Here is a 23,078-nt window from a genome sequence, read left to right on the forward strand (position 1 = left end):
GTCTGCATTTAAGCTTGGTGCAAAAACAGGTCAAAGTGCCTGAAAACATGCAATTTGTGTCTTTACTCCGACACACAAGGAAATTCAGCATGCCTCGTCTCAGACCCCCTACTTTTTCATTTTTGCCCACAAATTTTTTTGCTAATGCCAGGGATGCTGCTGTTTCGGCGATACGACCTCATTGGAGTGTAAGCAGTTGCCTCGGTATTTTCTTGTTTTTGTAGTGCAAACGATGATATACAAGGCATTGCTACCTGTGTAATAATAACACTACAGGTCATGCAAAAAAGCCGATTGAGACAGTTCGCTTGCTGCGTGACCGACATAGTGTGTGTGGATCTTCGCCAAATGCCCGTTAAATGAGTTAGATGGTTCGATAGCCCTCCCGTAGTTTGGCGGGGGGGGGGGTAGTGATGGATCGCAGGAGTGGGCAGATAGGGCGTATTCACCGCCTGATGTGGGGCGTTGTGGGTTCGGTGTTGCTGACGGTGGCGCTGGGCGGCTATTGGTTTACTCAGGTGGTGGCGCAGCTGGGCACGGCGGCGCGGCAGGAACGGGTGCAATTGCTGGCGCTGGAAGCGGCTGTGGGCGAGGCGATGGCGGAGTTGTCCGAGCAGACCCAGGAGTGGAAGGATATCCTGTTGCGTGGCCACGACCCCGTGCTGCGCGAGAAACATCAACACGCCTTCGAGGCGCATGCGCTGTCGTTGGGGGCAGAATTGGTCAGTGTGCAACACGCTGCGCGCGAGCTGGGGCTGGATACCGACGATATCGCCGAATTTTCCCGCCAGCACCAGGCGCTGATGACGGATTATCGCGCCGCACTCACCCTGTTTGACCCGAAAAATCCGCTCTCTTTCCGCCTGGTAGATCAGCGTGTGCAAGGCCGTGACCGGCTGTTGCGCGATGGCTTGCGCCGCGAGCGGGAAAAACTGGAGGTGCAGATCGCCGCGCGCGAACAAAGGCTGAGTGAACGCGGCGTGCTGGGGCAGCAATGGTTGAAGCTGGGCGCGCTGGCGGCGTTTCTGCCGCTGCTGTCGCTGTGGTTTTTCTGGCAGGTTTATCGCGCCTTGCGCGAGATCGTGTTAAGCGATGCGCGCATCCGCGCCATTTATCAAGCCATCGGCGATGCGGTGCTGGTCGCGGACATGCAGGGCAGGGTGGAATCCATCAACGCCACCGCGCAAAAACTGCTGGGCTGGCGCGAGGGCGAGGCGCGCGGCAGGCTGATCAGCGAGGTGTTCGAACTTTATGATGTACACCATCAACAGCGCGTCGAGTCCCCGGCGGAGAGCGTGCTGCGCGATGGCTGCCCGATTCCGATGTCGAACGGCATGATGCTGCGCCGCCGCGACGGCAGCGAGCTGGCGGTGGAAGATTCCGCAGCGCCGGTGCGTGATGAGCATGGCCAGGCAGTGGGCGTGGTGATGGTGTTTCATGACGTATCGAAACGTTACGCCCTGCTGGCCGAATTGCGTGCCGCCCGCGCGCAATTTGAAACGTTGTTTGAACAATTGCCGGAAGGCGTGCTGCTGTTCGATGAAAATCTGGCTGTCATCATGCATAACCGCGAGGCGGCGCGTTTGCTGGAATACAGCAGTAAAGAGACGCTTCAGTTGCGGGTGTTCGACATCGAGGCGATGGACGACCAGGCCGCCATCGTGGCGCGCAGGGAAAAATTGCAGCAAACGGGGCGCGATGATTTTGAATCGCGTTATCGCACCCGCAGCGGTCGTCTGCTGGAGGTGGATGTGTCGGTGCAGGTCGTGCAATTGCCCGATGGCCGGATTGCCTTCCAGACCCTGTTCCGCGACATCACCGAGCAAAAACAGGCCGCACTGCAAATCGAGCATCTGGCCTATCACGACCAGCTCACCGGCCTGCCCAACCGTCGCCTGTTGCACGACCGTCTGAGTCATGCGATCAGCAGTGCGGTGCGCCGCGATGCGCAACTTGCGGTGATCTATCTCGACCTGGATCACTTCAAGGACGTGAACGACAGCCTGGGTCACGGCACGGGAGACGCCTTGCTGCAAGTGGTTGCGGAACGCTTGCTGGGCTGTATCCGCGCCGATGACACGCTGGCGCGCATGGGCGGAGATGAGTTCGTGCTGATGTTGAACGACCTGAATGATGCGGATTCCGCCTCCACCGCCGCAGAAAAAATCATGCACGAACTGTCGCGGCCGGTATGCATCGGTGGCGACGAATTGCGCATCACCCCCAGTCTGGGCATCAGCCTGTGTCCGGGAGACGGGCGCGATGCGGATGAATTGCTTAAATATGCCGATGCGGCGCTGTATCAGGCCAAACAACAGGGGCGCGCCACGTACCGTTTTTACACGCAAGCGTTGCATGACCAGTCGGTGGAGCGCGTACAGCTGGAACGGTTGCTGCGCCATGCACTGGAGCGCCACGAATTTGAGCTGTATTACCAGCCTCAAGTGGATTTGCGCGACGGGCGTATTATCGGTTGCGAAGCGCTGATACGCTGGAATCACCCCGGTATGGGACAAGTATCGCCGGGACGCTTCATCCCGATTGCCGAACACAGCGGTCTGATCATCGACATCGGTAACTGGGTGATGCAGGAAGCGTGCCGTCAGCCCAAACGCTGGCACGATCAGGGCCGGGACATCAAGGTCAGTTTCAACGTTTCTGCACGCCAGTTCATGCGTCCTGCGGAGTTGATGCAATCGCTGAAGGCTGCGCTGGCGGAAAGCGGTGTGGATGCGACGCGCATGGAAGTGGAATTGACCGAAAGCCTGTTGCTCGACCCGCAGGGGATGGGCGAGGTGCTGCACGAGATTCGCGCGCTGGGTATCCAGCTGGCGCTGGACGATTTCGGCACCGGCTATTCCAGCCTGTCCTATTTGCGCCGCTTCCCGATCAATATTCTCAAGATAGACCAGTCGTTCGTCAGCGATGCCGACAACAACCCGGACGATGCGGAGATGGTCAAGACCATCATCGGCATGGCGCACAATCTGCGCATGAGCGTCGTCGCGGAAGGCATAGAGACTGAAGCGCACCGCGCGCTGCTCGCGATGCAAGGTTGCCGGGTCGGGCAAGGCTACCACTACAGCCGCCCCGTTCCGGCGGAGGAGTTCAGCCGATTGTTGCAGCGCGGCAGCGGGTGAAGCATGAACTGGACAAGAAATATAGAACATTCTTGAGCATAATTTAACCGTGGCAGACGAGAAAGGAAATGCGTGAGCAGGTAAGCCACAAAGCATGGATTGTTCGCAATCCTCGCTCTACCTCACCAGCATAGTGCTGATGTTTCACGCGCAAAAAATGAAAAATATTTCATTGTCTTTAGGCAGCATTGTTTTTGTTTTTTCCTGTGCTTCAGTATTCGCAGGAACGTGCGACATCAATTACACGCGCACAGCGTGTCCGGGAAAAGAAGCTATCAGTTTTAAGAAATGCGATGGCAAGGCTTCTTGTGTCAAAACGGGAGCTGCGGATACAGCGGAAGCCTGTCGCGTCAAGGCGGTTGCCGCCTGTGCCAATGACCGCCTCGATATCACCAAGAGTAAGGTGATTACGGCAACGTTCAATGGCAAATCCGTTACGAATAAGGCGGGCGGTGCGGATCATTGCGCGGACTATGCGGAACGTGCAGTGGAATTTGACAAGTGCGGCATGTAATACAAAGCAGTCGGCAACATAATAATAATCGCCCCCCTTTGTGCCATCCATAGATGGTGCAAGGGGGCTCGTATCAAACCGGAGGAGAGTGCCATGTTAAAGAATATAACGCTCAATCGCAAACTCATTGTGATGCAAAGTGTTTCCATCATCGTGCTGATCGGCGCACTGGCATTTTGCCTGTTTCAATTGGCCGATCTTTCCGATCAAAATAAAGCCGAAATTCTGAATGCGCATGACACGCTTTCGGTGATGATCAAGCTGGACAATATGAACATCGCGGTGATTAGAGAGGCGAAAGCGGCCAAAGATGTTTGGTTGCGTGGCAACGATCCAGACGAAAAAGAAAAATACAAAATGGAATTTACCGATCAGGTCGATATTTTCAATTCGGGCGAGGCAACCACCGCCGAAATATTGAACAAGTTATCCGATGAAGATTCTTCTTTCCTCCCCTTAATTGAAGCATTGAGCAAGGTTTCGGTCGAACATAAAAAAATAAGCGAAAAATATTTGGCACAGATCATTGATCATCTAAATGCAGCCGATTCCGATGCAAAGGTAAAAGGTATCGAAAGAGCATTGTTCAGACAGATTCAGGAATTGCGTAGCACCCTGGTCAAAATAGTCGAAGCAAAAGGCGCGCAGGAAATAGCTTTGGTGGACGAGCGTTTCAATGCTCGCCGCAACACCCTTGCTGTGGTTGCGCTGCTTTCCGTTGCGCTGCTGTTTGCAATGTCCACAGTGGTCGTGCGCTCAGTCGCCAGGCAATTGGGGGGCGACCCGCAAGACGTGCTGGAGGTTATTGAAAAAATGGCTTCCGGCAACCTGTTGGTACACTTGCACAAAAAACCGGCTGATGACAGCGTGCTAGATCATCTTTGCTCTATGCAGAGCAACATCCGCGACATGATTGCCAAAATCAAGGTGCAGGCTAACAACGTTGGCGACATGGCGCACAGCCTGGCGAGTGCGGCACAGCAGATTGCCGAAAACGTCAATCATGAGTCAGATGCGGTCTCCAGCATGGCGGCGTTAATTGAAGAGTTGAGCGTATCCAGTGGTCATATCAGCGAGCAGGGTAGTGGTGCACGGCGTATTGCCACCAGTTCGCGCAGTAATGCCGAGCAAGGTGCGCAAGTGGTGCATAAAACGGTGACCGGTTTGCTGGCCTCAGCGCAAGAAATTGAATCGGCATCGTCTGAGGTGTCGCGTCTGGGTGAAGATGCCTCGCACATCAGCGAAGTGGTAAAAGTCATCAAGGAAATCGCCGATCAGACCAATTTGCTGGCGTTGAATGCCGCCATTGAAGCGGCGCGCGCCGGTGAGCAGGGGCGCGGATTTGCCGTGGTGGCGGATGAGGTGCGCAAGCTGGCCGAGCGTACGGCCAATGCCACGACTGAAATCAACCAGATGTCCGGCAAGATCGGTGAAGTGGCGGCGCATGCCTTGAATGGTATGGGCAAAGTGGTGGCGACCACTCGCCAGGGGGTATCGGATGCCGAGACGGCACAAAGTTCGATTACTCTGATCCAGCAATCATTTTCTGAAGTGGGCGGCGCCATCGACGAGATTTCCAATGCGCTTGCGGAACAAAATATAGCGGCTGCGAATTTGGCGCAAAGCACGGAACGCGTCGCCGCGATGTCCGAAGAAAATGCCAACGCGGCGCAAAGTCTGTTGAGTCTGGCGAAGGATCTGGAAGGCGGGGCACGCGAAGTCCGGCAGGCAGTGGATGTGTTCAGTGTGTAAGAGCGATTGATGAAATAACTGGCCATTCGACTAAGGCGTCAAGCCAGCAAATGGCTTCATTAGGACGCGTACTTCAGGTTATTTGAATTTTATTTTCAAGGCGTGTAAATATGAAAAAGTCTGATCGGTTACGTAATTTTGTTGCAACACGTGTTACAACAGCGACACCATGAATCAGTTCGTAAATCAGAAATTTGCAGACCTTAAAGCGAATGGTAATTTGCCGTCTCCGCGTGGCGTGGCGCTGCAAATCATTCAGTTAGCCGATAAAGAAAATACCACTACGCAACAAATTGCACGTCTGATCAGTAGTGATCCTGCGTTGGCCGGGCGTATCATCAAAGTGGCTAATTTACTTGTCCATCGAGAGGGGCGACCAATCGCATCCATCATGGATGCGGTGACGGTGCAGGGCATCAAGTCGGTACGTCAATTGGCCCTGAGCCTCTCCTTGGTAGCTGACTTTCGTTCGGGTGCGTGCTGCGGTTTTGATTATCAAAAATTCTGGGCTCATTCGGTTTGTACCGGCATTGCTGCGCAACAGATCGCGGCCAAAATGCACGTCGGCGTTGCGGATGAAGCATTTTTGCTGGGTTTACTGTCCCAGATCGGCCGCCTTGCCTTGTCCACTCTCTTCGCCGAGGAGTATTCACAGGTATTGGAGCATGCCACCACTGATAACCTCTCCGAATTGGAAAGTAATGCCTTTGGTATCAATCACAATCAGATAACGGCATTGATGTTGTCCGACTGGGGGATGCCTGCGCTCTTCCAGGACATCGCCTTGCATATTGAACAACCCGAGAGTAGCGAATTTCACGAAGGTGAACGTAACTGGCGCTTGCTGCACCTGTTCCATTTTTCGGATCGCCTGGCTTCAGTCTGCATGTTGGCACCTTCGGAGCGTTACCGGCAGATACCCAAGCTCATGCTGGTGGCTACCCGTGTCGGCATTGAAACCAGCGCACTCATCGAGATTGGTGATTCTGTCATTCGTGGCTTGCGAGAATGGGCTGATTTACTCAATATTGAGATTCCGGATATTCCACCCTTCGATGAAATGTTGAATTCCGCTTCCATTGCATCGGAATTGATGAGTGTTGACGCACAACCCAGCGTACAACCCGCCATCTTCAAATTACACATTTTATTAGTAGATGACGACCGTGCCATTCGGTTACTCTACAAGGCGTTGCTGGAAAAATCCGGGCACAGCGTGACGACTGCCAATAACGGGCGAGAAGCATTGGAAAGCGTTAAAGCGAGCCCTCCCCAGCTCATCATCAGTGACTGGATGATGCCCGAAATGGATGGTATCGAGTTTTGCCGTGAGCTGCGCAAGAACCCGGATTGGCACAGAATTTATGTATTTATCGTTACCGCACAAGAAAGCACCGAGAAGTTGATTGAGGCTTTTGAAGCGGGTGCCAATGATTACCTTTCCAAACCAATCAATCCCAAAGTTTTGGCAGCCAGGTTGCGTTCTGCGCAACGCATCGTCCAGATGCAGGAAGCTCAGGAAGAAGATCGTTTGCAACTGCGTCAGTTTGCCGATGAGCTGGCTCTATCCAACAAACGCCTGCAAGCACTGGCGGTGACCGATGCGTTGACCGGCTTGCCGAATCGCCGCTACATGATGGAGAGACTGGAGCAGGAGTGGGCACTGGCGACTCGGGCCGGACGTCCGGTTTGCTGCATGATGGTGGATATTGACCATTTTAAAATGATCAATGATACCTATGGGCATCAACTGGGCGATGAGGCACTCAAGTTAGTGGCATCCAGCCTGCAACAGGCGATGCGTAAACAGGATGTGCTATGTCGCGTGGGTGGAGAGGAGTTTATGGTGATCTGTCCGGATAGCGATAATAAAGCCGGCTTTATCTACGCTGAACGTTTGCGCCAGCACGTGGCTTTTCAGCCCGTGCTGGCATCAGGGAAATCACTGCGTCTCACGGTCAGCATTGGCCTGGCCGATAACGCAGGTTTGGCAAGCCCTGAAGCGATGATGCACCAGGCGGATTTGCGACTGTATGCCGCAAAGGCGGCTGGACGAAATTGCACGATTATCGGCTAGCTGGGGGCGTCTCTGAAACAGAAATTAAACCCGGCGGATTTAATTCTGAAGTGCAACTTTTGCGTATCTTGATTTGTGGATGTTGACGTTGACTTACTGGCCAGTGATGGGTCTTGCCTTTTGCCTGTGATCGACAAGCAAAAGGCAACCCCCCCCATTCCTGTGTGACCGAGGAGGCAGGGAGGGGGTGTAACCACCCCCTTGTAGTTCATTGTAGTTCAAACGGTGATATTCAAGGCGCCATCACCTGTGTGAATATTCGCCCAAGAGGACTGGCAGACAAGTGTTGAGTGGTGAGTGGAAACGGTTTTCACTTCCTACTCACTACTTGCCAAATTTAGGGAGCAATAAATGTCAGATCTGTTAAAAAACATTGATGCCAGAACCAAGCTGGCTGGAACGAACAAGCTTGAGATCCTGATGTTCTCGCTGGGCAAAGATTTGCGCACCGATCGCGAAGAAACCTGTGGCATTAACGTGTTCAAGGTGCGCGAGGTGATGCGTATCCCTGCTATCACCCGCGCGCCAGAGATGCCGCCTTCGGTCGAAGGGATGGTGAGTTTGCGCGGTGCGCTGGTGCCGGTGATCGATCTGGCGAAATACATCGGTCTGGTCACGGAAACCAAGCCGGAGATCATGATCGTGACCGAATACAACGCCCACACCCAGGGCTTTCTGGTCAAGGCGGTGGATAACATTCTGCGTCTGGACTGGTCTGCCATGCGCGTGCCGCCTGCCATGCTGGTGGCGGAGCTGGGCGGACTGGTCACGGCGATCACCGAACTCAAGGATAAGCGTCTGGTGATGATGATCGACGTGGAAAAAGTGCTGGCGGAGACCGGTCACTTCGGTACCGATGAGATGATTTTTAACGCAGTGCAGCCACTGGGTCGTGAAAATCGCACGGTATTTTTTGCCGACGATTCTTCGGTGGCACGCAATCAGATCGCCCGCACACTGGATGCGATGGGCGTGAAGCACATCTCGGCGATCAATGGTCGTCAGGCATGGCTCGAATTGTCAAAAATGGCCACCTACGCCGAAAGTGCCGGCACGCCATTGAAGGATTTTGTGCAGGTGATCCTGACTGACGTGGAAATGCCCGAGATGGACGGCTACATGCTGACGCGCAAGATCAAGGAAGACAAACGCTTTAACGGCATTCCGGTTTTGATGCACTCTTCATTGTCCAGTACCTCGAACCAGCAATTGGGCAAGACTGTCGGCGTGGATGAATATGTGCCGAAGTTTGAGCCGCAAAAACTGTCGCAAACACTGGCGAGATTGTTGGCCTAAGAGAAATAAATGTCATATTCAGATGAAATGATGGGCAGCAGTGAAGATGGTTTGCTCGACAATATTGATGCCAGAACCAATCTGGCCGGGACCAACAAGATGGAAATCTTGTTGTTCAGTCTGGGCAGCGAAGAGAAATTCGGTATCAATGTGTTCAAGGTCAAGGAGGTCAGCCAGGCCGGCAAGATCACCCGCACGCCGAATATGCCGCGCGGGGTGGATAGCATTGTGTCCTTGCGCGGCCACGTGATGCCGGTGTTGAATCTGGCCGAATTTATGGGGATGAAGCCTGCCAGTCCCCATCAAACCATGATGGTAGCGGAGTACAACACGCATATTCTGGGCTTTTTGGTGGAAGGTGTAGATCGAATTATCCGCGTGGATTGGGATAAGGTCAGGGCTGCCGAAGGCATGTTGTCCGATAAGGGGGCGCTGATTACGGCGATCACGGAACTGCCTGACGGTTCGCTGGTGTCCTTGCTGGATGTCGAGCAGATTTTATCCAATGCGTTCGGTGAGGCGATCGTCGGCAACGTGGAGCGGGTAGAGTCGGGTCACGACTTGTGTGTGTTTTTCGCCGACGATTCGATGGTGGCGCGCCGCAAAATTGCCGAAGTGCTCGACAAGATGGGCGTAAAGCACATACAGGCGAATAGTGGTCGCGAAGCCTGGGACAGGCTCAAGACGATGGCGGATGCAGCCCAAAGTACGGGCGTGCCCTTGCATGATCAGGTGCAGGCCATCCTCACCGATGCGGAGATGCCCGAGATGGACGGCTATGTGTTGACACAGCATATCAAGGCAGACCATCGTTTCGATGGTATTCCGGTAGTGATGCACTCGTCGCTGTCCTCCGATGCCAATCGGGCGATGGGCAAACGTGTGGGGGTCGATTACTATGTACCGAAATTTGATTCAATGATTTTGTCAACGACGCTCAGGCCGTTGCTGACGTAAATACAGGATTTAGGATTCGGGATCAAGGATTCAGCTAAAAGCAGCTTCGAGGATTTTTCTGTATCCTGCATCCTGAATCCTGCAATTAGGAGATTGAAATGGGAATAGAAAGTACGCGATTTTTGGTGGTGGATGATTTTTCGACGATGCGACGCATCGTGCGGAATCTGCTCAAGGAGTTGGGATTTGTCCATATGCAAGAGGCTGAGGATGGCGTTGAGGCGTTGAGAAAGCTGCGTGCGGATACGTTTGACTTCGTGGTGACAGACTGGAATATGCCAAATATGTCGGGGATCGAGTTGCTGCGGGCGATTCGCGCGGATGCCAAGCTCCGTCATTTGCCGGTGTTGATGGTAACGGCTGAGGCGAAGCGCGAAAACATCATCGAGGCCGCGCAGGCGGGCGCTTCCGGCTATGTGGTCAAGCCTTTTACGGCAGCCACGCTGGACGAGAAGCTGAAAAAAATATTCCAGAATATAAATAAGTGAGCACTGAGATGACGACGAAGAAAGAATCAGATGATGATCTTGAGTTGCTTTTTGAAAGTATTCTTGCAAAGAACACCCCGGAGAAATCGGTTGATGGTTCAGAAATAGTCGCTTGCAACATGGTAGGCAAGGAAATCGCAGACCAGGATCGCATGATAAATCAGCTGGGGAAAATAACGCGAACGTTGCACGACACCCTGCGCGAGTTGGGCTTAAATAAGCAGATTGAGCGGGTCACCTCTTCCATTCCCGATGCGCGTGACCGGTTGAATTATGTGGCGACGCTGACGCAGCAAGCCGCAGAGCGGGTACTGAATGCGACAGAAGCTGCGCAGCCGCTGGTACAGAATTTGGAAATTGAAGCACTGCATTTGGATGCGCAGTGGCAAAAGATGTTTGCGGGTGAATTAAGTAGTGACGCTTTTAAATCATTGATCATGCGCAATAAGGTGTTTCTTCAGAATATACCCAACAAAACTACGATGGCGAATGGATATTTGATGGAAATCATGATGGCGCAGGATTTTCAGGATTTGACGGGCCAAGTTATCAAAAAAATAATTGATCTGACACAAAATATGGAAAAGCAGTTGCTGGCGTTGTTGCTGGAACAAGCGCCCGTTGATGTGAAGGCTGAACTTGATGCTTGCTTGCTGAACGGGCCTGTTATCAACTCGAACGGACGGAATGTAGTGACTAGTCAGGATGAGGTTGATGACCTGTTGGGTAGTTTGGGATTTTAAAATAGTTAACAACTATTAACTCAGGGCTGAGGTTACAAAATGAGCGATTTTGCATGCGGTGTGGAACGGATATTTGATGATTTTAATGCTGCGATGGTTGCTCAGAATGTGGCGCGCAGCAGTCCGGATTCAGAGAGCCGGTCTGACCAGACAAACGCCGCTCACGCACGGGAAAGTGTGAATTGGGAAGCGTTATTTACTGAGTTGACAGGTACGGACATCGTTACTACGGTGGGAGCGACCCGCGATCCGGAACAAATTGCCGAGGCCTTGTCGGAAGAAGAATCGACCAGGAAGGCGTTTGGTCGTCGTACCAACGATGTGCCGGGGGCGACGGTCGGCCGCCGCGATGGCGATGTGATGGTCAAGGAAGCAAAAGAGACCACCATCCGGGTCGATACCGAACGTCTGGATCAGGTGTTGAACTTGTCCGGCGAAATCGGCTTGACCAAGAACCGGCTCAATCATCTGCGCTCCGACATTTTGCAGGGGCGGCACGATGCGGATACCTTGCGGGAACTGGACCAATCCGTCACGCAATTGGATATGCTGGTGGTGAATCTGCAAAATGCGGTGATGAAGACGCGCATGCAACCGATCGGGCGACTGTTCAAGAAATATCCCCGTCTGGCACGCGATCTGGCGCGCTCGCTGGGCAAGGATGTCGAGCTGGTGTTGACCGGTGAAGAGACCGAGATGGATAAAACCATGATCGAGGATCTGAACGATCCGCTGGTCCATCTGGTGCGCAACGCGGTCGATCACGGTGTCGAAACCGTCGAAGGGCGCATCGCTGCGGGCAAGCCTGAGAAAAGTATGGTGGAATTGAGTGCGCGCCATGAGGGCGACCATATCCTGATTACCATCGCCGACGATGGTCGCGGCATGCGGCCGGAAGTGATTCGCGGCAAAGCCATCGAAAAGGGCTTGCTCACCTCCGAGGTGGCCAATACCCTGGATGAGAACCAATGTCTGGAACTGATCTTTCTGCCGGGCTTCTCCACCAAGGATGAAATTTCCAGTGTGTCCGGGCGCGGTGTGGGCATGGATGTGGTGAAGACCAATATTCAGAAACTCAACGGCTCGATCAATATCGACTCGATTCCAGGCAAAGGCAGCGTGTTTACGATTTCGCTGCCGCTGACCCTGGCGATCCTGCCGGTGTTGATTTTGCGTCTGGGCGACCAGTCTTTTGCCGTGCCGCTGTCCATGGTGCGCGAAATCCTCTCCGTGACACCGGGGCAATTACAAAGAATCTCGGGTCGTGCCACCATGGTGGTGCGCGGCGAGGTGTTGCCGGTGTTGCCGCTGGCTCAGTTGATCGGTTGGGATGCTTCCGACAAGGAACCTGAAGTGGGTGTGCTGATGCAATTCGGCAACAGCAGCTTTATCTTGTCCGCCGACGGTTTTGCCGGTCACGACGATGTGGTCATCAAGTCGCTGGATACCTTCCGCCCCAAAGGCGTGGCAGGGGTCACCATGTCCAGCGAGGGCGACATTGTGTTGATACTCGACATCAAGGAACTGCTGAGCGACGTTCGGGGCAATTAGTCGCCTCTCAAAAATAAAAATTATGAGCATGAATATGAAAAAAGTCATTATTGTTTTATGTGGGTGGCAGGCTTGATGCTCTCAATAGAGACGCTGGCGGTGGCCTGTACCAGCGTAGCCGCTAGTCAGACGGATTGGAATAAAACGGCGGCATGGAATGCAGCGTGTGGTGGTCAGCCACCTGTTGGAGCGACGGTCATTATTGCCAATGGTACGAATATTTTGGCTGATGCAAATACGCTGAATGTGACCAACGTCACTGTGCAAGCGGGCGGAACACTGGCAATCAAGTCGGGCAAGACCATCAGCTTGAGCGGCAATTTTACCAATAACGGCACGTTCACTGCACCGGTGAATAGCACGGTTTCACTGACCGGAACAAATCAGACGATTACCGGAAATGTTACGTTTGCCAATCTTACCGTGGCAGCATCTACTCAATTGACATTGACGGGCAATATCATTGTTAACGGAACGACTAATCTGACACAGGCAAGCATTGCTTCTACATGTCCAGCGAATTTTTCGATAACAAATGGCGCAGGCACGGTTGTTAGTCAAAGTTGTGCAGGCGGTGGTGCGGGCGGTGGAGGCGGCGCAGCTACGAGCTGTAATCTGACTGCCACGGCAGCAGGCCCTACCCCGATCATGGCGGGCGCAAATAACCTGACATACGGTAATGGCACAACAGTTAACGGAGGTGCGGGTGCTGTCGTGGTTACAGGGTCGAATAACGCTATTCCCGTTAGCGGGGGGACCGTGCTACCTGCGCCGACTATGTACGCCTTGCCGCCAACACCATTCCCGCTGGCGGGTGGTGCAACCGTCAATAATGCGGCCTTGGTAGCTGCGGGTACTTATGGCACTATTAACGCAACGGGCAATCCGACCGTTTTTAGCGGCGGTACTTACTATATTAAAAGCCTCAATACGACTGGCTCAATCCAATTGGCGGCAGGAACCTACTACATTAACAGTCTGAAACTGAGCGGTAATCTGATCGTGACGGGTGCGGTGAAGTTGTATATAGGCAACCAGATTGATCTGAAAAACAAAGGCATTTCGCTGAATGGGGGTGGTAATGCGGGAAATCTGCAAGTTAGTTTGTATAGTGGCGCGCAGTTTGATGCTGGCAAAAACAATACATCCTTCACTGGTTTGCTCTACAGTCCGTTCGCTAATTCACAAGTACAGTTCGATAACAATGCAGTGATTACGGGTGCGATCATTACTACGGGGGAAGTTCAGCTTGGCAATAACGTCGGGATTAATTTTAATTCTGTTGTTCAGGCACAAATCAACGGGGTGGTCTGTCCCGGTGCGGCCGTTCAGGATCACATCGAGATTCAGCATGGTGGTACGGGACTGACTTGTTCGCCGCAGACTATCACTCTGCGCGCTTGTGCCGATGCGGCTTGCGCCACGCTTTATACCGGTGGCGGATTGACGGTTACGCCCACTCCGGGCGGTGTGCCTGTGGTGATTGGGGCGACTGGTGCTGCAATTGCCACCGTGCAGCAAGCAACAGCAGGGGGTGTCACGCTGGGTGCGACATCCAATCCTGCTTCGGCTGCGGCGACGACCTGTTTGAATACCGTTACGGGAGCGGCAAGCTGCGCCATGACATTTAATAATTCCGGCTTTCTGGTAACAGTGCCGAATCAGTTTTCCTGCATCAATGTATCGGCCACGATTGAGGCGGTGCAGACCGCACCGGCTACAGGACGTTGCATACCTGCTTACCAGAGCGTGACCCGCGCGGTGCAACTCTATACTAGCTATACCAATCCAGCTACGGGTACGCTGAGGGTAACAGCGTCCACTGGTGTGGTGAGTACTGCCGCGCCTGGTACAGCACATAACTTGTTGTTCGATGCGACGGGTAAGGCGACGATTACGCTGAGTTACCCTGATGCAGGTCAACTTACGCTGACCACTACGGGCACTGCACCTAGCGGTGCCGCCATGACCGGCAGTGGCACATTCATCGTTGCGCCCGCATCGTTTGCGTTCAGTGCGATTCCCGTTGCTCCGCTGACCGCAGGGCTGGCATTCAACGCGACCGTGACGGCGAAGAATGCCTGCGCCACGCCCTCACCAACGCCGAACTTCAATAGCATGTTGACGATCACTTCCAGCAACCATTTGCCAGGCATCGGCAATGCCACTGTAATCAACACAGCGCTGACAGGTTTCGTCGGCGGTGTGGTGAGTACCAATCTGACCTGGAATGAAGTTGGCACGGTAGATTTAAATGCCGGCATGAGTACTTATTTGGGATGGGCGCTGCCCACGGCAGTGGCTGGCACGCAAGCTTCTGTCGGGCGTTTCCATCCGGCCTATTTCGACACGGCAGTCACACCCGCCTGCGGAGCATTCACCTATGCGGGTTCAACAGCTCCGATCAAGGCTGGCCAGCCGTTCACGACCACCGTTACAGCAAAGGCTGCAGGCGGTGGCATTACGGCGAATTATACGGGCTGGAATGCTTACTTCACTACTCTGTCGAACGCGGGTGCAACGACTGGATTTACAAGCAACACGATTGGGGCTGCTGGCTTTGCCAATGGCGTCGGCAGTGCAAATGTGACGTATGCTGTGGCTACCCCGCAAACCGCACCGCTTACGCTTACCCTTCGCGCCACTGATGCTGATACAGCTCAAGTCAGCTCTTCGGGCCATATCGAAGGCACAACGGAAATTCGCAGCGGTAGAGTTAAGCTGCTGAATGCCTACGGTTCGGAGTTGCTCAACATGGCAGTGCCATTTACTGCGGAGTATTACACTTCAACACACGGATGGATGCTTAACGCGTCCGATAGCTGCACGATCACTACTTTACCCATATTGACGTTACAGCCGAGTGGGGTTGTTGTAAGCAAAAGTGTAAATTCACCTTTTGTGGGTGGCAATGGGAATCTCTTACTGTTCATGCCTAACGTAACCGGGTATGTTGATGTCGTTGCGACGGTAATGCCATGGTTGCAATTTGCTTGGAGCGGTGCAGGTGTGAGCAATCCATCCGCACGCGCTACCTTTGGTGTGTATAAGGGTAATAATTTGTTTATTTATCGCGGACGACGTGGTCGTTGAGTGTAAAAACCTATTTTATTTCACATAACCCAATTACGCTGACTTTGTATGGATAAACTGAGAATTTGACGGATCGCATGTCGCTAGATGCCGTTCAGCAAAATTCAACTAAGTGGAAAAACACAATAAACTTGCCATAGAGAAGCGGATTAAACGTGCTATAGTAATGCGCAATAAACTTGCCAAGGAATATTATGTCCACCCCAAATGAAAAGCTGGCAGTTTCGTTGAAACTCTTGAAAATCGAGCAAGATCGGGGGCTGCACGTATTTCAGAGTAAAGACTTCAGTCGTGTTCATCGTGATCGACTGGTTGCGGCAGGCTTCATGAAGGAAGTCATCAAGGGTTGGTATATCATTTCCAATCCGGCAGAGAAGACAGGGGAGTCAACGGCGTGGTATGCGTCTTTCCATGAATTCGTTACCGGATACTGCAACGTCCGGTTCGGCAACGACTGGTACCTGTCGCCCGAAGCCTCTCTACAAAGGCACGCCGGCAACACAACAATCCCTCGTCAGCTGATGATCCACACCAAAACCGGATCGAACAACAATCTCACACTCAAATTCGAGACAGGTCTTTTTGATTACCGTTCAAAGGACTTCGCCTCCGGGGCGGATATCGTCGTCAAGGAGGGAATTCGTCTGCTCTCGTTGCCGGCATCGCTGGTACGTGTGTCACCGACCTTCTTCGCGACGAACCCGATTGATGCGCAGATCGCGCTATCGCAGATCGCGGATGCATCCGAGATTCTGGTCAAGCTACTCGAAGGTGGCAATTCGGTCGTCGCCGGGCGAATCGCCGGTGCGATGCGCGCAATGGGTCGCGCCAATGAGAGTGATCGTATCGTCCGAACCATGCGTGATGCGGGTTATGCGGTCACTGAGAGCGATCCCTTTCAGGTTACGCTGACATCATTATTGACTCTGGCGCGAGCGGAATCAGCGTGTGCGATTCGAATCAGGCTGATGTGGGAATCGATGCGGGGGGAGGTGATTAGCGCATTCCCGCCAGCACCGGGAGTGCCGGATGATGTCGAGTCCTACATCGCGGATGTCGATGACCGGCATATCGAAGATGCCTATCATTCATTGTCAATCGAGGGCTATCGTGTGACGGAAGCGCTGATCGCCAAGATTGCATCCGGCAAATGGAATCCTGAAGAAAATAGCGACGACAAGAATGACCGCAACGCGCTGGCAGCCAAAGGCTACCATCAGGCATTTGTTGAGGTTCGCAAGAGTTTGTCGAGTATTCTGGAACGGAGTGAGCCTGGCGAGGTGATTCGGCGCGACCATCATGACTGGTATCGAAAACTCTTCGAGCCTTCCGTCATGAGCGGTATCCTCGAAGCTAAACATCTCGCCGGCTATCGTTCCTGGCCGGTATTCATTCGCTATGCCCGGCATGTTCCGCCCTCCTATGAATCAGTGCGAGATGCCATGCCGGTTTTTTTCGACTTGATCTCGAAGGAGCCACAAGCGGCAGTCCGCGCAGTGCTAGGCCATTTTATCTTCGTCTATATTCACCCTTATGGGGATGGCAATGGACGCATGGCGCGGTTTTTGATGAATGCTATGCTCGCATCTGGCGGATACCCGTGGACGGTCATCCATGTCGAAGATCGAGACGGTTACATGACCGCGCTTGAACAAGCCAGTGTGAATGAAAATATCAAGCCGTTTGCCGACTTCATTAGCACAGACGTGCAAAGACAAATGGATAAAGTGTCGGCGGTATCACCATTCCGCCCTTAAGAACTGACAACAACGTATCGTTTAGTCCAGCATCAAAACAATGAATATACTGCAACGAACTGAAATTGAACGTTTTCTCACCAGTGGCGAGTACGACAACTCATTTGAGATATGGTCTGGCTGCACGTTCGTAGCTCGGGCGAAAAGTGGCAGTGCCGCACTCCGGGGTGCGCTTATTTCGGAAGTTTCCACACTGACCGACCGGGTTTCTGTGCCTGAATGTCATCATTCTGGTTTGGACATAAATGCGCGTGCGAAATTTGCGCCTATGGTGAGAGGGCTGTTTCCACAGGTCGAGCAAATGATCATTCTCGATATGCTTGAGCATTCGGTCGTATTTCTCACGCCGATAACGATAATTGCCACCCTTGAAAAGACGAGATGGCTCCATACAGCATGGGAGCTGGCGAACCTCTACCTTGCAAGTTTGGATGCAAAACTGCTCAGTGACACCGCGTCAGGACTTCTTGGCTTGAGCGAAGAGACGACCTGCTATGTGTCCATGAAGTATTTTGGCAACAATGATCCGTTCGACGATTACGTGATTCACGAAGCGGCCCACATCTTCCATAACTGCAAACGAGAAATGGTCGGACTGTCTGAAAGCCGTCGTCGTGAGTGGTTGCTCGAGATTGATTATGCAAAACGTGAAACCTTCGCGTATGCCTGCGAAGCTTACAGCCGAATTCTTGAGTTGGGCGAAACCCGTTTAGCGCGTATCAGGCTGTTGTCAGAACTTGCCGAAGCATCGATGCCGCCCGACAAACGGGTTCAAGGTGATGAGTATGTCGATATACTTCGGGAGGCCGTCGCCGCCAGAAATGGCTGGAAACGCATTCTTGAGCGATGCTCACCACCAAAGTAAACTGCTTTTGTGAGTGCCAGTGCTTATTGGCTATCGTAAGGTGCAGGTTTAAAAAGTCTTCGTGAATAAGGTGATGACGCATCGGGAATACGATGAATGGAACAAGCTTTATCGAAAAATAAAAGGCTAGTCATGCACGCATCACACACTCTGTTCGACGATATGCTAGCCATTCAATCTTCCTGGCATGCATTTGATACAATGGCGCAAAGCTACACACGTATGACGAACCTGATGAAATTCCTGTTGGCCGCCGCCGGTGACGACGAAGACCTCCCGCTGTCTGGCCAGCTTGATTTGGTGGGTGATTTGTATATATAGGGAAAAGCATGACATTGACTAAAGCAGAACTCGCGGATTTGTTATTTGAAAAAGTTGGCCTGAACAAGCGTGAAGCCAAGGATATGGTGGAAGCGTTTTTCGAGGAGATTCGCGTCAAGCTTGAACAGAGTGAAGAGGTTAAATTATCCGGCTTTGGTAACTTTCAGTTGCGCGACAAACAGCAACGCCCCGGTCGCAATCCCAAGACTGGCGAAGAAATTCCCATCTCTGCGCGGCGCGTGGTCACTTTTCATCCCAGCGCGAAACTAAAAAACTTGGTTGAGAAAAATTATCATGGGATAACAATTGCCTGATTTTTGGCGGCCATAATCGATATTCTGATTCTTTCGCCTTCGAACGGTTAGCTAATATGGGATTTTCCAAAGAACCTACTGACTATAACAAAACTGCGCTTTCAGACCTGCAAAGTGCATGGGCTGTATTGAGAGACGCTGTCGTCAATGATTTTAGCTTCCCAAATTCAGACACACTCCTGTTTTACATTGATGAGGCGATGAGTTTGGAGTTTGTGAAGAACTTGAAAATGATGAAGGAATTACTTCTGTTGATTTGCAATATTGCCAGTCAATCTGCACCGGAAGAAATCATCAAATTGGCTGAAATGGTAAGAGAGGGCTTGGAAGATGTTTTCTCGGCAATCGCGGAAGGTGAAAAACTTTACCAGAGGTAACTTAATTTAGTGCATTTCGTTGTGAATCCGCGATATGTTAAAAAACACTTATCGGCGTAATAACGATTGCAGCACTATAACAATAAAAAAATTGATGCCGGACTGCTCGGCAAAATCGTACTCGCCCGCTTTCTGGAGTTGCCGCTACGGACTTTCGACCGTCTCGTAACCCAAGTGGAGTTATCCACCGGGTTCGACGCCCTGCGCCCCTGGGTGACCGTGAGTCAATTGGAAGGCGCGCAGGTGGAGCATGATGCGGGCGAAGCCCCTCAAACCCAAGCCTCCCCGGTTCTGGGGAAGATACACGATATGAAAAACTTGTATCCCGGCACTGGGGCGAGCAGGGGGCTGATGTTTCTCTACCACTGCGACAGTTACGTGCGGGAATACCGGTTCGATGAAGAGGGTGTGAGCCTCATGATGTCTCGCCCGGACTTCCCTGCGGAACTAGCGGGCGTATTGCGCAGGTTGCGCCTCATCAATACCCGAAACCGGCTCACCCACGCACTGATGCAGGCAGTGCTGGTATCGCAAGCGGCATATCTGCGTTCTGGGCAGGCTTTGGCGCTCTTGCCCATGACCCAGGCGGAGATTTCCGCCCGGCTGCGATTGGAGTCGAATCTTTCCGTGGTGGCAGATCCGGGCCGGATTTCCCGATTGGTGCGCGTATTGTCCATCGCACTGCCGAACGGCGAAACGGTGCCGATGGGCGGACTTTTTCCGAAGCCTCGGCAGGTTCATTGCCATTTCGTGGATCATGTGATTAAAATGGAAAAAGTATGGATGCTCCAAGAGGAATTGCGGGAGCCGCTGACGGATGGTGCCATCGTCGCCATCCTTGAGTGTGAATATGGCCTTCGTTTGTTGCGGCGCACGGTGGCCAACATCCGGCACGATTTGGCGATTCCCGATTACCGGAGTCGTAGCCAGCGCATGAATTATCTGGCGGCGACCGAGGGGTTTACCGCACTGCTACCGTTGACCCATCAAGCGCTGCGGACTGCGGTTCCGGCACAGCCGGGTGTGTACGAAATCCGGGCGGCGTTGGTCTCGCCCGCGAGTGAAGCAAAAGCGGGATGGTTTGAGAAAGGCGCGCCGCCGGGGCCGCATAGCGTAGTGTATATTGGCTCGACTGGGGATTTGCGCAAGCGACTGGGGGATCACCTGCGCGGCAGTAGCGATAATGTGTTACTTTATAATCATCTTGCAGATGGTGCTGCACGGGTGCGGTTTCGCCTGATCAGCGAAGGATGGCGCTGGGCGGAACGGGATTTGTACCGGGTGTTTTGCGAAACCTTCGGCACGCCGCCGTTGTGCAATCGCATGAGCCCGTGAGAAAGAGAACCGCCAGAGAAGAAGATGTCATATCAGAGTCTGGCGCAAAACGTGAACAAGAATAAATAAAAGTTGGGACATATCGTGGAAAAAATATTGCGCAAGCAAGCAAGCAAGCAAGCAAGCAAGCCTGACGTCCATCTCACCGTCTGCGGCTCTATAGCGGGAGTCGGACTATGAATCTCTCGGACGAGGCCGTCGCCGCGCTGGCCCGGGCGGTCAGGATAGACGCGCAAGAAATCGCTCGGCGCAAGGAGTTCCTGAAGTTCGACGAAACCGATGTCAGCTTGCTCACGGGGCTGCACGCGCGTCTGCAAAATGTGTCGCGGCGCTTCGTGGAGGACTTTTACGCCCACATGCTCAAGTTTGAGGAAACCCGTCGTTTCATTCCGGATGCTCCCTCCCTTGAGCGTCTGAAGCGAACCCAGATGTCATATTTTGACAGCCTGACTGCGGGCGACTACGGCTCCGAATACATTCTTCACCGCTTGCGGGTAGGCGTTGTTCATCAGCACATCGGGCTCGAACCCAAGTGGTACCTCGGCGCTTACAGCAAGTACCTGGCAGGATTGCTCCCTGAACTCTGGCAGCAGCTAGGGAAAGAACCAGAGGCTTTTGTCGCCACCTGCCAGTCTCTGATCAAGATCGTCATGCTGGATATGGGGCTTGCCCTCGACACCTATATGCAGACTGACCGGGATACTATTCTTGGCCTCAAGCGCTACGCCGAGGATATCATCGCGAGCCTTCCTGCGGGGCTGATCGTGGTGAACGATACCCTCAAGGTGCGGAGTGTTAACCGCTCCTTCCGCGAGATGTTCGGACTGAAGAACGGAGAAGATGTTTCCGGGCGCGAACTCGAAGACATCCTGCCGCTACTCAATCTGCACCAACAGGCGCAAGTTGTCCTCACCAGCGGGATTGCCTTGCGTGGCATTGACGCTGCGCTGGGCGAAAAATGGCTGCGCCTCACCATCACTGGAATCCGGCTTGCAGAAGAAGAAGAAGAAGAAGATCTGCTGGTCATAGTGGAGGACATCACTAAGCTTAAAGCGCAGGCGGTTCATATTGAGCAACTCGCCTTTTATGATTCTCTAACCGGCCTGCCCAACCGTAGCCTGTTGCGGGATCGCGTGCAGCGTGTGCTGGCCCACAGCGCACGCCACAAGAACCATGGTGCAATCCTGTTTATTGATCTGGACAACTTCAAGGCACTTAACGATACCAAGGGTCACAACATCGGTGATCTGCTGCTGATTGAGGTCGCCAAACGTCTCCAGGATTGCGTGCGCAACAGTGATACGGTCGCCCGAATGGGTGGCGACGAGTTCGTCGTCGTGCTTGAGGAACTGAACGAAGATACCCAGCAAGCGGTAGCACAAGCCCAGGATATTGGAGAGACGGTTCTTGCCTCCCTTAACCGGCCCTTCAATCTTCAGGGGTTTGAACACTACAGCTCCGCCAGTATTGGCATCAGTTTGTTCCGTGACAACGAGATCGGCATGGATGACGTGTTCAAGCACGCCGATACCGCAATGTATCAGGCTAAGACCTCTGGCCGCAACACCCTTCGTTTCTTCGATCCGGACATGCAGGCATCGCTCGAAGCCCGTGCTGTGCTTGAAATCGACTTGCGCCACGCACTTTCCCTGCAGCAATTCAAGCTTTTCTTCCAGATACAGATGAATGCCGCTAATCAGCCCATCGGTGCTGAAGCATTGCTGCGCTGGCTGCATCCCAAACGCGGTCTGGTCTCGCCGCTGGACTTCATCTCCCTGGCGGAAGATACCGGGCTGATTCTGCCCATCGGGCAATGGGTGTTGGAAACCGCTTGCACCCAGATCAAGGCTTGGGAAGCAAACCCGTTGGCATGCGAACTGCAACTCGCCGTCAACGTGAGCGCGCGGCAATTCCACCAACCGGACTTCGTCGAACAAGTGCGTGCAGCCCTTGAAAAGACCGGTGCCGATCCGGCCCGGCTCAAGCTCGAACTGACCGAGAGCGTGGTGCTGAACAACATCAATGATGCTGTCATCAAGATGAGCGACCTCAAGGAGGTCGGCGTGCGTTTCTCCATGGACGACTTTGGCACAGGCTATTCATCACTATCTTACTTGACACAACTTCCGCTTGACCAACTGAAAATTGATCTGTCTTTCGTGTATAATATTGGCATAAAACCCACTGATGCAGTGATCGTACAGACCATCATCAGCATGGGCAACAGCCTGGGAATGGAAGTGATTGCGGAAGGAGTAGAAACCGAGGCGCAGCGTGACTTCCTCGAACGTAATGGCTGTCACGCGTACCAAGGTTATTTGTTTAGCAAACCCGTGTCGATCGGAGAGTTTGAGGGATTGATTCGTCGAATGCCGATTTGATGGAGCAACCGGTTTCATCGGTCTATAATTCTCATCGTGCAACAGAAATACAAACTACACCGAATGACGGGTTTCTGGATGGATGTATCGGCTCAGTTGATAAACGACATCCGTAGC

Annotated in this window: 17 protein-coding genes; all 17 read left to right on the top strand. The window is 53.0% G+C overall.

The features are described from left to right. Positions 1-413 precede the first annotated feature (413 nt). The 17 genes from GALF_RS04865 (at position 414) to GALF_RS14860 (ending at position 22,961) form a co-directional block, all read left to right on the top strand. Positions 414-3,140, top strand: coding sequence for a putative bifunctional diguanylate cyclase/phosphodiesterase (locus GALF_RS04865; protein ID WP_013292946.1), 2,727 nt, complete (start codon positions 414-416; stop codon positions 3,138-3,140). A 157-nt stretch (positions 3,141-3,297) separates the two neighbouring features. Beyond that, entirely contained in the window at positions 3,298-3,654 is a 357-nt protein-coding gene (locus tag GALF_RS04870) for a hypothetical protein (protein WP_150102573.1), read from the top strand. A 93-nt stretch (positions 3,655-3,747) separates the two neighbouring features. After that, entirely contained in the window at positions 3,748-5,406 is a 1,659-nt protein-coding gene (locus GALF_RS14855) for a methyl-accepting chemotaxis protein (protein WP_013292948.1), read from the top strand. 169 nt (positions 5,407-5,575) lie between these two features. Then, entirely contained in the window at positions 5,576-7,483 is a 1,908-nt protein-coding gene (locus tag GALF_RS04880) for a diguanylate cyclase (RefSeq protein ID WP_013292949.1), read from the top strand. 351 nt (positions 7,484-7,834) lie between these two features. After that, positions 7,835-8,779, top strand: coding sequence for a chemotaxis protein (locus GALF_RS04885; protein ID WP_013292950.1), 945 nt, complete (start codon positions 7,835-7,837; stop codon positions 8,777-8,779). A gap of 9 nt (positions 8,780-8,788) precedes the next feature. After that, positions 8,789-9,736 (top strand): chemotaxis protein, encoded by a 948-nt coding sequence (locus GALF_RS04890; protein WP_013292951.1) that lies wholly within the window; start codon positions 8,789-8,791, stop codon positions 9,734-9,736. Between the two features lie 98 nt (positions 9,737-9,834). Continuing rightward, on the top strand, positions 9,835-10,224 hold the full coding sequence (cheY, locus tag GALF_RS04895) for a chemotaxis response regulator CheY (protein WP_013292953.1): 390 nt from the start codon (positions 9,835-9,837) through the stop codon (positions 10,222-10,224). A gap of 8 nt (positions 10,225-10,232) precedes the next feature. After that, complete coding sequence (gene cheZ / locus GALF_RS04900; RefSeq protein ID WP_013292954.1) at positions 10,233-10,967, top strand: protein phosphatase CheZ; 735 nt, start codon at positions 10,233-10,235, stop codon at positions 10,965-10,967. 39 nt (positions 10,968-11,006) lie between these two features. Beyond that, entirely contained in the window at positions 11,007-12,518 is a 1,512-nt protein-coding gene (locus GALF_RS04905) for a chemotaxis protein CheA (protein WP_013292955.1), read from the top strand. A gap of 75 nt (positions 12,519-12,593) precedes the next feature. Further along, positions 12,594-15,611 carry a DUF6701 domain-containing protein gene (locus GALF_RS04910; protein WP_317623716.1) on the top strand — a complete coding sequence of 1,006 codons (3,018 nt, stop codon included), beginning with the start codon at positions 12,594-12,596 and terminating at the stop codon, positions 15,609-15,611. A 194-nt stretch (positions 15,612-15,805) separates the two neighbouring features. Further along, entirely contained in the window at positions 15,806-17,368 is a 1,563-nt protein-coding gene (locus GALF_RS04915; protein ID WP_013292957.1) for a Fic family protein, read from the top strand. Between the two features lie 40 nt (positions 17,369-17,408). Beyond that, the gene (locus GALF_RS04920; RefSeq protein ID WP_013292958.1) at positions 17,409-18,233 is read left to right on the top strand and encodes a hypothetical protein; all 825 of its coding nucleotides are present in this window, start codon (positions 17,409-17,411) and stop codon (positions 18,231-18,233) included. Positions 18,234-18,329: 96 nt separating this feature from the next. Continuing rightward, on the top strand, positions 18,330-18,554 hold the full coding sequence (locus GALF_RS04925) for a hypothetical protein (protein WP_041937976.1): 225 nt from the start codon (positions 18,330-18,332) through the stop codon (positions 18,552-18,554). Between the two features lie 8 nt (positions 18,555-18,562). Then, complete coding sequence (locus GALF_RS04930; protein WP_013292960.1) at positions 18,563-18,868, top strand: integration host factor subunit alpha; 306 nt, start codon at positions 18,563-18,565, stop codon at positions 18,866-18,868. A gap of 56 nt (positions 18,869-18,924) precedes the next feature. Next, positions 18,925-19,245 carry a hypothetical protein gene (locus GALF_RS04935; RefSeq protein WP_013292961.1) on the top strand — a complete coding sequence of 107 codons (321 nt, stop codon included), beginning with the start codon at positions 18,925-18,927 and terminating at the stop codon, positions 19,243-19,245. 66 nt (positions 19,246-19,311) lie between these two features. Further along, complete coding sequence (locus tag GALF_RS04940) at positions 19,312-20,580, top strand: RNA polymerase factor sigma-54 (RefSeq protein ID WP_013292962.1); 1,269 nt, start codon at positions 19,312-19,314, stop codon at positions 20,578-20,580. A 176-nt stretch (positions 20,581-20,756) separates the two neighbouring features. After that, the gene (locus GALF_RS14860; protein ID WP_013292963.1) at positions 20,757-22,961 is read left to right on the top strand and encodes an EAL domain-containing protein; all 2,205 of its coding nucleotides are present in this window, start codon (positions 20,757-20,759) and stop codon (positions 22,959-22,961) included. Positions 22,962-23,078: the final 117 nt, after the last annotated feature.

The organism is Gallionella capsiferriformans ES-2 (assembly GCF_000145255.1).
GTDB lineage: Bacteria > Pseudomonadota > Gammaproteobacteria > Burkholderiales > Gallionellaceae > Gallionella > Gallionella capsiferriformans.

Coding starts and splice junctions, on each gene's coding strand:
- GALF_RS04865 (WP_013292946.1), top strand. CDS start 414: ATGGATCGCAGGAGTGGGCAGATAGGGCGTATTCACCGCCTGATGTGG.
- GALF_RS04870 (WP_150102573.1), top strand. CDS start 3,298: ATGAAAAATATTTCATTGTCTTTAGGCAGCATTGTTTTTGTTTTTTCC.
- GALF_RS14855 (WP_013292948.1), top strand. CDS start 3,748: ATGTTAAAGAATATAACGCTCAATCGCAAACTCATTGTGATGCAAAGT.
- GALF_RS04880 (WP_013292949.1), top strand. CDS start 5,576: ATGAATCAGTTCGTAAATCAGAAATTTGCAGACCTTAAAGCGAATGGT.
- GALF_RS04885 (WP_013292950.1), top strand. CDS start 7,835: ATGTCAGATCTGTTAAAAAACATTGATGCCAGAACCAAGCTGGCTGGA.
- GALF_RS04890 (WP_013292951.1), top strand. CDS start 8,789: ATGTCATATTCAGATGAAATGATGGGCAGCAGTGAAGATGGTTTGCTC.
- cheY (WP_013292953.1), top strand. CDS start 9,835: ATGGGAATAGAAAGTACGCGATTTTTGGTGGTGGATGATTTTTCGACG.
- cheZ (WP_013292954.1), top strand. CDS start 10,233: ATGACGACGAAGAAAGAATCAGATGATGATCTTGAGTTGCTTTTTGAA.
- GALF_RS04905 (WP_013292955.1), top strand. CDS start 11,007: ATGAGCGATTTTGCATGCGGTGTGGAACGGATATTTGATGATTTTAAT.
- GALF_RS04910 (WP_317623716.1), top strand. CDS start 12,594: ATGCTCTCAATAGAGACGCTGGCGGTGGCCTGTACCAGCGTAGCCGCT.
- GALF_RS04915 (WP_013292957.1), top strand. CDS start 15,806: ATGTCCACCCCAAATGAAAAGCTGGCAGTTTCGTTGAAACTCTTGAAA.
- GALF_RS04920 (WP_013292958.1), top strand. CDS start 17,409: ATGAATATACTGCAACGAACTGAAATTGAACGTTTTCTCACCAGTGGC.
- GALF_RS04925 (WP_041937976.1), top strand. CDS start 18,330: ATGGAACAAGCTTTATCGAAAAATAAAAGGCTAGTCATGCACGCATCA.
- GALF_RS04930 (WP_013292960.1), top strand. CDS start 18,563: ATGACATTGACTAAAGCAGAACTCGCGGATTTGTTATTTGAAAAAGTT.
- GALF_RS04935 (WP_013292961.1), top strand. CDS start 18,925: ATGGGATTTTCCAAAGAACCTACTGACTATAACAAAACTGCGCTTTCA.
- GALF_RS14860 (WP_013292963.1), top strand. CDS start 20,757: ATGAATCTCTCGGACGAGGCCGTCGCCGCGCTGGCCCGGGCGGTCAGG.